This is a genomic window from Oleiphilus sp. HI0117 (assembly GCF_001635235.1).
The window spans coordinates 1-848 of the sequence record NZ_LWGA01000125.1; the positions used below are offsets into that span (position 1 = coordinate 1).

At 43.3% G+C, this 848-nt stretch carries 1 protein-coding gene; it reads right to left on the reverse strand.

What is annotated here, in order from left to right; all coding sequences use genetic code 11:
• Positions 1–693, reverse strand: a 693-nt coding sequence (locus tag A3757_RS01750) for a flagellar protein FilC (RefSeq protein ID WP_068739061.1), incomplete at its 3' end; no start/stop codon positions are given.
• Between the last annotated feature and the right edge of the window lie 155 nt (positions 694–848).

Below are 848 nucleotides of genomic sequence, written 5' to 3' on the forward strand. Positions count from 1 at the left end.
CCCGCCTCGAGGTTGGTTCAAACCACTTTGCTCAAAGGAGTAGCTGGAACTCAGCGAGCCAAACAATACAACTGGGTCCAATACCTTCGATACACTTAAACCCGTTGAAACAGAGTAAGTACCACTACCCGTAGACAAGCGCTCATTAGGGTTAATTTCATAAGGACTGACACCTGTTTTAGTACTTAAGGTAGTACTTAGGGTGACTGTCGCCTTACCTGGTACATAAGCAAAAGGCTGCCAACGCAAACCGAAACTCACATCCCCCCACTCCGTTGCAGATAGTGAGTTCTGAGTATCGTAGCGTGAAGATAAAGGTATCCGGGCATTTAGAGTAAGGTTATTCAGAACTCCGTAGTCAAAGCTAAAGGAGTTTGTAAAGGAATGTGTTCCAGAGGGGTTTACGTCCAGATTTCTAACCACGCCATTCTGAACATCCAAGGCAATTCTCGAATCAGAGATATAAGAGTAATCCAGAGAATAGCTTAAAGACTTTCCACCCGCTTTGAGCAAGGAATAGTTTTTCTCAGCCGCCTGGAAAACCTCTTCCAATTGCTTGGTAGAGTCCTCATCATCTGACTGTCTGGCTAAGGCATCTCGCGCCTTATCAACATTACTTTCTTCAGCACTAATATCCGAAACAAACAGCACGGTTGATGCCAGTAGCACGCATCTAATGACCCAAGAGTTCATTACCTATTCCTTCTATCTTTATAGTTTGTGTCAGTGACTCTTACACGCAGTAACAACTAACCACTTTCCTAATACGAGCAATGCTGCTCACATTTCTTACACGACATATACTTATTCAAAAACTAGTTTCGACGATAATGTAAAAACTTCGTACC